Origin of the sequence: Limimaricola litoreus, from assembly GCF_024159025.1 — a bacterium.
Taxonomy (GTDB): Bacteria; Pseudomonadota; Alphaproteobacteria; order Rhodobacterales; family Rhodobacteraceae; genus Limimaricola; species Limimaricola litoreus.
The window spans coordinates 1-10,123 of the sequence record NZ_JAMYXC010000036.1 but is presented as its reverse complement, the minus strand read 5'-3'; the positions used below and the strand labels follow the sequence as shown (position 1 = coordinate 10,123).

The 10,123-nt window shown below is 68.7% G+C and carries 10 protein-coding genes; 8 read left to right on the top strand and 2 right to left on the bottom strand.

The window, feature by feature from the left end:
* A partial coding sequence (locus NHG85_RS02870; protein ID WP_440339628.1) for a glutamate ligase domain-containing protein occupies positions 1-405 on the top strand: 405 nt, incomplete at its 5' end.
* Positions 402-920, top strand: coding sequence for a hypothetical protein (locus NHG85_RS02865; RefSeq protein ID WP_253329645.1), 519 nt, complete (start codon positions 402-404; stop codon positions 918-920). The genes NHG85_RS02870 and NHG85_RS02865, both read left to right, overlap by 4 nt.
* A 319-nt stretch (positions 921-1,239) precedes the next feature.
* Here the strand turns inward: NHG85_RS02865 and zapE are convergent, their stop codons facing one another.
* On the bottom strand, positions 1,240-2,313 hold the full coding sequence (gene zapE, locus NHG85_RS02860; RefSeq protein WP_253329643.1) for a cell division protein ZapE: 1,074 nt from the start codon (positions 2,311-2,313) through the stop codon (positions 1,240-1,242).
* Between the two features lie 66 nt (positions 2,314-2,379).
* Between zapE and NHG85_RS02855 the strand changes: the two genes are divergently transcribed.
* A complete protein-coding gene (locus NHG85_RS02855) occupies positions 2,380-2,874 on the top strand; it encodes a GNAT family N-acetyltransferase (protein ID WP_253329641.1) in 495 nt (164 codons plus the stop codon).
* Positions 2,875-2,958: 84 nt separating this feature from the next.
* Positions 2,959-4,197 carry an MFS transporter gene (locus NHG85_RS02850; RefSeq protein WP_253329639.1) on the top strand — a complete coding sequence of 413 codons (1,239 nt, stop codon included), beginning with the start codon at positions 2,959-2,961 and terminating at the stop codon, positions 4,195-4,197.
* On the opposite strand, the gene NHG85_RS02845 is transcribed toward NHG85_RS02850, so the two are convergent.
* Positions 4,194-4,841: a YggS family pyridoxal phosphate-dependent enzyme gene (locus NHG85_RS02845; protein WP_253329637.1), complete on the bottom strand. Its 648-nt coding sequence runs from the start codon at positions 4,839-4,841 to the stop codon at positions 4,194-4,196. The two genes, NHG85_RS02850 and NHG85_RS02845, sit on opposite strands and share 4 nt — an antisense overlap.
* Positions 4,842-5,021: 180 nt before the next feature.
* On the opposite strand from NHG85_RS02845, the gene NHG85_RS02840 reads away from it, so the two are divergent.
* From NHG85_RS02840 to NHG85_RS02825, 4 genes are all read left to right on the top strand, one after another.
* Positions 5,022-6,152, top strand: a complete 1,131-nt coding sequence (locus NHG85_RS02840; protein WP_253329635.1) for a porin — start codon at positions 5,022-5,024, stop codon at positions 6,150-6,152.
* Positions 6,153-6,322: 170 nt separating this feature from the next.
* Positions 6,323-8,881: a leucine--tRNA ligase gene (gene leuS / locus NHG85_RS02835; protein WP_253329632.1), complete on the top strand. Its 2,559-nt coding sequence runs from the start codon at positions 6,323-6,325 to the stop codon at positions 8,879-8,881.
* 16 nt (positions 8,882-8,897) lie between these two features.
* Positions 8,898-9,356 carry an LPS assembly lipoprotein LptE gene (gene lptE, locus NHG85_RS02830; RefSeq protein WP_253329630.1) on the top strand — a complete coding sequence of 153 codons (459 nt, stop codon included), beginning with the start codon at positions 8,898-8,900 and terminating at the stop codon, positions 9,354-9,356.
* Positions 9,353-10,123, top strand: a 771-nt coding sequence (locus NHG85_RS02825) for a DNA polymerase III subunit delta (protein ID WP_253329628.1), incomplete at its 3' end; no start/stop codon positions are given. The genes lptE and NHG85_RS02825, both read left to right, overlap by 4 nt.

The window sequence follows — 10,123 nt, the reverse complement described above, 5'->3', positions numbered from 1 at the left end:
ACGCAGGGTCCGCTGGTCGATCTGGCGGGCGGGGCCGAGCTGTGGCTCGACGGCGGGCACAACCCGGCGGCGGGTGCCGCGCTGGCGCGCAGCCTGGGCGAGCTGCCGGCGCGCCCGACCCACCTCGTCTGCGGCATGCTCAACACCAAGGACATCGCGGGCTACCTGCGCCCGCTCGCAGGCGCGGCGCAGGCGCTGCACGCGGTCTCGATCCCCGATGAGGCCAACACCGTTCCCGCCGCCGAAACCGCCCGCGCGGCCCGGGCGGCGGGCTTTGAAACCGTGACGCAGGCCGGTGACGTCGCGCAGGCGATCGGCGAGATCACCGCACAGGCGCCTTCGCCCCGCATCCTGATCTGCGGCTCGCTCTATCTTGCGGGCCACGTCTTGCGCGAAAACGGATGAGGCGCGGGCCGGTGCCGATCGCGGCGCTGGCCGCGCTTCTCGCCCTGCCCGCCCAGGCGGTCGAGCTGTATTTCTGTTGGCAGGGTGCGGCGGGCTATTCGATGACCGGTACGATGCGCTTTCCCGACGCGCTGCTCGATGCCCCCCGCCTCGATGAGGCGGATGTGACCGGCTTCGAGATTACCGGATGGCACGAGGGAGAGCGCCTTGGCAGCTGGAGCCTCGCGGCGCTGACGCCCGAGACGAGCTGGATGCTGAATTTCGCCCCCCGGGAGATGCGATTTCTCATGCCCGGCATGGGCGTGTTCCAGGCCTGGAACGCCGATGGCGGCGTTTCGGATTGCGGAACTCCGGGCTTTGGCTTCAACGCCGGCAACGGCGGGCAGGACATCTGCGTCGACGGCCGATTCGTGACAGAATCGACGATTCCATGGTCCACGCCGCTTCTGGCCACGCCGGAACCGGTCAACCCCGATTGCCGGCAAAACATTCTGCTGTCGGAGCGCACCCGCTAGGCTCGGGCGCTCCCCTGCCAAAAAGACGTCGCGTCATCACGACGCTGCCGGTTATCGTGCCCGCCCGGCTGCCTCCGCGACAGGTAAAATGACGTAACGACAGAGGTTTCACCCAGTACGTTCAGGACGTTACGGAACCTCTCCCCTCGGTTGACCCCCCGCGCCCCGGCTGACCATTTGGGGTCAGGAGAACGATAGAGGGATCCCGGCGGACAAGATCGGGACCTTCGAGGCAGACACAGCAGGCAAGACCGAAGGGGGCCCTGGGAAGCGGCCCCCTTCCATTCCCTCCAAACCAGCCCGTCTCGGCCCTCTCATCTCAGCTTCGGCCCCAGCCTTCGGCCTGCATCTCCTCGAGCCGGCTTGCCGTGCGCTCGAACTCGAAGCTGCCCTCGCCCTCGACGTAGAGATAGGCCGGTGCCGCCGCGGCGGAGGCGACGAGCCGCGTCCTGGCCTCGTAGAGCGCATCGACCAGCGTGACGAAGCGCTTGGCCTCGTTGAAGTTCGAGCGCGACAGCCGCGGGATGCCGTCAATCATCAGGATCTTCACCTGCTCGGCCAGCGCGAGGTAATCCGCGGCCCCGAGCGGGCGGCCGCACAGCTCGTGAAAGCCGGCGCGCGCGATGCCGTTGCGAAACTCGGGGATCGTCACCTCGCGGCCCGAGACCTGCAGCACCAGCGGCTCACCGCCCGCGTTGCCTGCCAGACCCTCCCAGATCGCGTCGAGCTTGGCACGCGCGCTCGAATCATTGGGCATGATCCAGCTTTCCGAGCCCTTGAGCCGCCCCTGCCGGTGGTCGGTGGGGCTGGCCAGCTCCAGCACCTCCATCCGCGCCTTCAGCTTGTCGATGAAGGGGGTGAAGAGCTGCCGGTTCAGGCCGTCCTTGTAGAGGTCGTCCGGCACCCGGTTCGAGGTGGTGACGATGGTGACGCCCAGCTCGAACAGCTTTTCGAACAGCCGCCCCACGATCATCGCATCGGTGATGTCGGTGATCTGCATCTCATCGAAGGCAAGGAATCGCAGCTCGCCCGCCAGATCCTCGGCCACCGGGGCGATGGCGTCGTCGACGCCGCGCGCGCGGGCCTTGTTCATGTCGGCATGGACGCGCTGCATGAAGGCGTGGAAATGCCAGCGGGCCTTGGGCACCTCGACCTCGTCGTGGAGCAGGTCCATCAGCATCGACTTGCCGCGTCCGACCCCGCCCCAGAGATAGAGACCCTGCACCGGCTCCGGCGGCTTAGGCTTGCGAAACCAGCCACCGCGCTGCGGCTCGGGCTGGCGGGCAAGGTCGCGGGCGACGCGGTCGAGCGCGGGCAGAACCGCCTCCTGCGCCGGGTCGGGGGTCAGCGCGCCCTGGGCGATGCGCGCGCGATAGGCTTCTTCGATGCTCATGGTGAGGCGACATAGCCGCCGGTTCGCGCATTGCAAAGGCGGCACGCGCCGCCCAGTCTCCTGCCCATGGAGATCCGTCCCGCCCTGCCCGACGACGTGGCCGACCTGGCCGCGCTGCATGTGACCTGCTGGGACGAGACCTATACCGGCCTCGTGCCCGCCGAGGAGATCGCGCGCTACGACCGGGCGCTGCGGTTGCGGCAATGGGAGCAGCAGATCGCCAAGGGGACATGCCGCGTCATGATCGCGCCGGGGGCCGGTTTTGCCCAAGTCGGTCCGCAGCGCGAGGCGGCGCTGGCGGCGCGCGGCGTCGCCACGGAGCTTTACGCGCTCTACCTCACCCGCGCGGCGCAGGGGCGGGGCCTGGGCCGCGCGCTTTTTGCCGCCGCCCTCGGACCCGCGCCGGGGCGGCTCTCGGCGATGGTGCTGGAGGGGAACGACCGCGCCTGCCGATTCTACGAGGCCACAGGCGCGCGCTTGGCCGAGCGCCGTGCCGAGCGGATCGGGCAGGCCGAGATCACCGATTTGCTCTACCTGTGGGACATGGCGCCGAAGCTCTGAGCGGGCGGGACAAGCATGCCCCCGACGACGCCCCCTGCACACGCATGCGTTGACAGGGCTTGGCCGCCAGCATCTAGATCGCGCATGACACGCCAGCCGCTCTTCACCCCCGTCCTGATCGCCGGATGCATCATCGTGATGACCGGTTTCGCCATCCGCGCGAGCTTTGGCGTGTTCCAGATCCCGATCGCCGAGGAATTCGGCTGGCCGCGGGCGGAGTTCTCCCTCGCCATCGCGATCCAGAACCTTGCCTGGGGTATCGGCCAGCCGCTTTTCGCGGCGATGGCCGAGAAGCTGGGCGACCGCAAGGCGATCGTGCTGGGCGCGCTGGCCTATGCGGCGGGGCTGATCCTGTCGTCGGGCGCGAGCCTGCCGATCCAGCACCAGATGCTGGAGATCCTCGTGGGCTTTGGCATCGCGGGCACCGGTTTCGGCGTGATCCTAGCCGTGGTGGGCCGCGCCGCCTCCGACGACAACCGCTCCATGGCGCTCGCCGTGGCGACGGCGGCGGGATCGGCGGGGCAGGTCTTCGGCGCGCCGCTGGCCGAGATCCTGCTGGGCTACATGACGTGGCAATCGGTGTTCCTCGTCTTCGCGGGGATGATTCTGGCCACGCTCCTGGCCCTGCCGATGATGCGCTCCCCCGCCCCGGCCTCCACGGCGGAGCTGCAGGAGAGCATGGCGCGCGTGCTGGGCCGGGCGGCGCGCGATCCCTCCTATGCGCTGATCTTCCTCGGCTTCTTCTCCTGCGGCTACCAGCTGGCCTTCATCACCGCGCATTTCCCGGCCTTCGTGACCGAGATCTGCGCGCCGATCGCCGCGGGCAGCGTGCTGGCCTCGATGGGAATCACCACCACCGCGGGGCTTGGCGCCGTCGCCATCTCGATCATCGGGCTGGCCAATATCGCGGGCACCATCGCGGCGGGCTGGGCGGGCAAGCGCTACAGCAAGAAATACCTGCTGGCGGGGATCTACACGGGCCGGACCATCGCGGCGGCGTGGTTCATCCTGACGCCGATGACGCCCGCGACGGTGCTGATCTTCTCGGGCGTGATGGGCAGCCTGTGGCTTGCCACCGTGCCGCTCACCTCGGGCCTCGTCGCGCATCTCTACGGGCTGCGCTACATGGGCACGCTTTATGGCATCGTCTTCTTTTCGCACCAGCTGGGCAGCTTCATGGGCGTCTGGCTCGGGGGGCGGATGTACGACGCCTATGGCAGCTACGAGGCGGTGTGGTGGATCGGCGTCGGGGTGGGCGCGCTTTCGGCGATCGTGCATCTGCCGATTCGCGAGCGGCGCGCCCCCGCCATGACACCGGCTTAGTCGCGCGCGCCGAAGATCGCGGAGCCGACCCGCACATGGGTGGCGCCATGGGCGATGGCGGTCTCGTAATCGCCGCTCATGCCCATCGACAGCCCCGAGAGCCCGTTGCGCGCGGCCATCTCGCGCAGCATGTCGAAATGTGCCGCCGGATCCTCGTGGCTGGGGGGAATGCACATCAGCCCCGCCACCGGCAGGTCGAGATCGCGGCAGCGCGCCACGAATCCATCCGCGTCCTCGGGTAGAACGCCCGCCTTTTGCGATTCCCGGCCTGTGTTGACCTGCACGAAGAGCTCCGGGCAGGCGCCGCGCTCCTGCGCCAGCCGGGCCAGCGTCTCGGCCAGCTTCGGGCGATCGAGCGAGTGGATCGCATGGGCGATCTCCATCGCGGCGCGGGCCTTGTTGGTCTGCAGCGGTCCGATCACGTGGATCTGGACGCCGTCGAACCGCGGCGCGAGCGCGCCCCAGCGCGACTGCGCCTCCTGCACCCGATTCTCGCCGAACACGCGCTGTCCGGCCTGCAAAACAGGCAGCACCCGCGCCTCGGGCTGCATCTTCGAGACGGCGATGAGAGTGATCCCGGCGGGGTCGCGGCCCGCCTTGCGCGCCGCGGCGGCGACGCCGTTTCTGATCCGGTCGAGCGACATGCGTGTCTCCTGCGGGGGCCATTCGGGCCGGTTGGCGGCTGTGTGACCCGGTTGCATCAATTCTGGGGCAGGACCTTGGGCCCAAGCCAATCTTCTTGAGTGTGAAGCCCCCCCTGCGCAATGAAAACCTCAATGCTGGCTCGACTGGCATTCTCGGGAATGCAAATACGAGGGAATATCATGAAACGCATCCTGCTCGCCTCGGCCTCGATCGTGGCCTTTGCCGGCGCTGCCGCCGCTGAAATCAGCTTCTCCGGCGAAGCCGTGCTCGGCTACAACGACACCGAAGCTCTCGACGGTGACGAAGACGCCGCCGGCAACCTCACCGTTGGTGATGAAGACACCGGCTTCTACTGGAGCGGTGAGCTCGGCATCACCATGTCGCAAGAGCTCGACAACGGCCTCGTCGCTGCCGCGACCGTGACCTCCGACGTCGTCGACAACCAGCTCGAAGGCGACATCTTCGCCGAAGGCTTCGTGCTGTCGCTGACCTCCGAGACCGCCGCCCTGTTCTTCGGCGACACCGACATGGCCGCCAACCTGCGCTGGGACGGCGTTTCGGAAATGGCCCATGACGGCTTTTCCGAAACCGACGGCGAGACCGTGCTGCGCGGCGACTTCATGGCCTACGGCCTCGACGTCTCGGTTTCGGCCCTCGTGGACGACACCTTCGACGGTGACACCACCGGCCTCGACGGCTCCGGCGACACCCTCGACCAGTACTCGGTCGGCGTGGCTGGCACCATCGGCGCGTTCCAGATGAGCGCAGCCTACCAGGAAGAAGAGCGCGACTTCGACTTCGGCGGCGACGACTTCAACCCGAACCAGATCTTCGGCATCTCGGTCGGCGCGGCTTTCGCCGGTGCTGACGTCGACGTGGCCTATGCCCGCGAAGAAGACGCCTCGGGCGACTCCGAGTCCTCGACCGGCATCGAAGTTGCCTACCCGATCGGCCCCGTCACCCTCGGCGCCTTCTACGTCTCCGAGTCGGATGACGATGGCGACAGCTTCGGCGTCGCGGCCGACTACGTCTCGGGCGCGCTCACCGTCACCACCGCCTACGAAGAAGTTCGTGAAGGCGACGAGGACTGGGCGATCGAAGCCGGCTACGACTTCGGCATGGGCCTGAACGCCTACGCCGGCGTTTCCGACGCGGGCGACGACTACTACGTCGCTGGCACCTACGATCTGGCCGAAGGCGCGCAGCTGCTCGTCTCCTACGCCGAGGACGACGACCGCGACTCCGAGGACGAGATCGGCGATCCCGAGTACCAGGAAGGTACCACCGTCGAGGTCTCCTTCGAGTTCTGATCCTTTCGGATCACGACATCAGGCAGGGGCGGTCCTTCGGGGCCGCCCTTCGCTTTTGCGGGGCGGCAATTGCGCGTGCGGGAGTGGCACAGCGGATCGATGTGCAGTATCACCGCCAGCGGGCCGAGCGGCCCGATCCGAGCCGTGCCAGACCATCCGAGGGACCACACATGTCGCGCTACACCGCCGCCGAGATCGAAGCCAAATGGCAGGCCGCCTGGGACGAGGCGGGCCTCTTCACCGCGCGGCGCAGCGCCGACAAGCCGAAATACTACGTGCTGGAGATGTTCCCCTACCCCTCGGGGCGGATCCACATGGGCCATGTGCGCAACTACACGATGGGCGACGTGATCGCGCGTCACAAGCTGGCCACGGGGCACAACGTGCTGCACCCGATGGGTTGGGACGCCTTTGGCATGCCAGCCGAGAACGCCGCCATGGCGAGCGGGGGCCACCCGAAGGAGTGGACCTACAACAACATCGCCGACATGCGTGCGCAGATGAAGCCGCTGGGCCTGTCGATCGACTGGAGCCGCGAATTCGCGACCTGCGATCCGGAGTATTACGGCCAGCAGCAGGCGCTCTTCATCGACATGCTGGAAAAGGGCCTCGTCTACCGCAAGAACGCGGTGGTGAACTGGGACCCCGTGGACATGACCGTGCTCGCCAACGAGCAGGTGATCGACGGCAAGGGCTGGCGCTCCGGCGCCGAGGTCGAACGGCGCGAGCTGACGCAGTGGTTCTTCAAGATCTCGGAATATTCCGAGGAGCTGCTCTCGGCGCTCGACGGGCTCGACGACTGGCCCACCAAGGTCAAGCTGATGCAGGCCAACTGGATCGGCCGTTCGCGGGGGCTGGAAATGGCCTTCGGCCTGACCGAGGAGACGCATGGGTTCGACCGGGTCGAGGTCTACACCACCCGGCCCGACACGCTTCTGGGCGCGAGCTTCATCGGCATCTCGCCCGATCACCCGCTGGCGCGCAGCCTCGAGGCCGAGCGCGAGGACGTCGCCGCCTTCTGCGCCGAGGCGCGGCGCGGCGGCACCACCGAAGAGGCGCTGGAGACCGGCGAGAAGCTGGGCTTCGACACCGGCCTCAGGGCGCGCCATCCCTTCGACCAGGGCCGCGAACTGCCCGTCTGGATCGCCAATTTCGTGCTGATGGATTACGGCACCGGGGCGATCTTCGGCTGCCCGGGCCACGACCAGCGCGACCTCGACTTCGCGCGCAAATACGCACTCCCGGTGATCTCCACCTTCGCCCCCGCCCAGGACGACGGGCAGGCGCTGGCCGAGGATGGCGGCGCGGCCTACGTGCCGCCCAAGACCGAGCTGGTGATCTACATCAAGGGCTTCGCGGGCGAGACCGAGCAGACCGGCGAACAGGCGATCGATGCCGCCATCGATTTCTGCGAGGCCAATGGCGTGGGGCGCGGCGTGACCCGCTTCCGCCTGCGCGACTGGGGCCTGAGCCGCCAGCGCTACTGGGGCACCCCGATCCCCATCGTGCATTGCGAGGATTGCGGCGCCGTGCCCGAAAAGAAGGAGAACCTGCCGGTTCGCCTGCCCGACGACGTGAGCTTCGACGTGCCGGGCAACCCGCTCGACCGGCATCCGACATGGCGCGACGCCCCCTGCCCGCGCTGCGGCAAGGACGCCCGCCGCGAGACCGACACGATGGACACCTTCGTCGACAGCTCGTGGTACTACGCGCGCTTCACCTCGCCCCGCGCCGAAACGCCGACCGATCTGGCCGAGGCCGAGTACTGGATGAACGTCGACCAGTACATCGGCGGCATCGAGCACGCGATTCTACACCTGCTCTACTCGCGCTTCTTCGCCCGTGCGATGCACGCGACCGGCCACCTGCCCGCGAGCGCGATCGAGCCGTTCAACGCGCTCTTCACCCAAGGCATGGTCACGCACGAGATCTACCAGACGCGCGACGCGAATGGCCGCCCGGTCTATCACCTGCCCGAAAGCGTCGAGAACGGCGCGCTGAAGGACACGGGCGAAAAGGTCGAGATCATCCCCTCGGCCAAGATGTCGAAATCCAAGAAGAACGTCGTCGATCCCGACGCGATCCTCGCGCAATACGGCGCCGACACGGCGCGCTGGTTCGTGCTCTCCGACAGCCCGCCCGAGCGTGATGTCGAGTGGACCGCCTCGGGTGCCGAGGCCGCGCACAAGCACCTCGCCCGCGTCTGGCGCATCGCTGCCGAGGCCGCCGAGGCCGAGGGCGGTGATGCGGGCGCCGACGAGGAGCTGATGCGCCAGCTGCACCGCACGATCCGCGACGTGACGCTGGGGCTCGAAAGCTTTGGCTTCAACGCCGCGATCGCCAAGCTCTATGCCTTCACCTCCGTCCTGGCGAAATCGAAGGCGAGCGCAGGCGCGCGACGCGAGGCCGCGAAGGTTCTGGCGCAGCTGATGTCGCCCATGACCCCGCATCTCGCGGAGGAGATCTGGACGCTTCTGGGCGGGACCGGCTTCGTGGCCAACACGCCCTGGCCCGTGGCCGAGGAGCGCCTCCTCGTCGAGGACAGCGTCACCCTGCCGATCCAGATCAACGGCAAGCGCCGCTCCGAGATCTCGGTGCCGAAGGCGATGGAGAAGGCCGAGATCGAGGCGCTGGTGCTGGCAGACGAGGCCGTGGCGAAGGCGCTCGACGGCGGCGCCCCGAAGAAGCTCATCGTGGTGCCGGGCCGGATCGTCAATGTGGTCGTCTGAGCCAGGCCGCCGGGCCGTGCTGCTGGGCGCTCTGGCGTTGGGCGGCTGCGGCTTCACCCCGGCCTACGGGCCCGGGGGCGATGCCGCGCGGCTGCGCGGCATGGTGCGCGTCGAGACCCCTGCGACCTTTGCGGGCTACCTGCTGCGCGCCCGCCTGCTCGACCGGCTCGGCCCGGCGGCAGAGCCGCGCTATGTGCTGTCGCTCGACATCTCCGAAGAGGTCGAGCAGGCCGCGATCAGCGCCGATGGCGCGGTGCTGCGCTACAGGCTGCTGGGCCGCGCCGAATACAGGCTCCGCGCGCGAGGCGCCGATACGGATCTGGCGCAGGGCACGGTGTCCGATTTTGCCGGCTATTCGGCCACGCTGGGCACCGTCGCCTCCGAGGCGGCCGCGCGCGACGCGCGCGAACGGCTGGCCATCCTGCTGGGCGACCGGATCATGACCCGGCTGCTGGCGCTGCAGCTGCCCGAATGAAGCTCTCGACCCGCGATGCAGCGGCGTTCTTGCGCCAGCCCGACCCCAAGGTGGCGGGTGTCCTGATCTGGGGCGAGGACGCGATGCGCGTGGCGCAAAAGCGCAAGGAGCTGATCGCCAGGCTCGCCGGCCCCGAGGCCGAGGCCGAGATGCGGCTCAGCCGCCTGCCCGCCGCCGATCTGCGCCGCGACGGGGCGGCGCTGCTCGACGCAGTGAAGGCGCAGGGCTTCTTCCCCGGCCCCCGCGTGGTCTTCGTCGAGGGCGCGACCGACGGGCTGGCCCCGCTGTTCGATACTGCGTTGAAGGACTGGGTGCCGGGCGATGCGCAGATCCTCGCCACTGCCGGGCAGCTCGCCGCGAAATCGGCGCTGCGCAAGCTGTTCGAGGCGCGCCCCCTCGTGGTTTCGATCGGCATCTATGACGACCCGCCGGGGCCCGAGGAGATCGCCGCCATGCTCGCCGCAGCCGCTGTGCCCGAGCCCGATCTCGACGGGAGGACGCTTCTGGCGGAACTGGCCCGCGCCCTCGATCCCGGTGCTCTGCGCATGACCGTGGAAAAGCTCGGCCTCTACAAGCATGGCGACGCCAGCCCGACCACCGCCGCCGACATCACCGCCGTGGCCCCCCGCTCGACCGAGGCCGAGACGGATGCGCTGCTCGCCGTCGTGGCCGAGGGGCGCGCGCCGCAGATCGCGGCGCTGCTGCGCCGCCTCTATGCGCAGGGCACGACGCCGGTCTCGCTGTGCATCGTGGCGCTGCGGCACTTT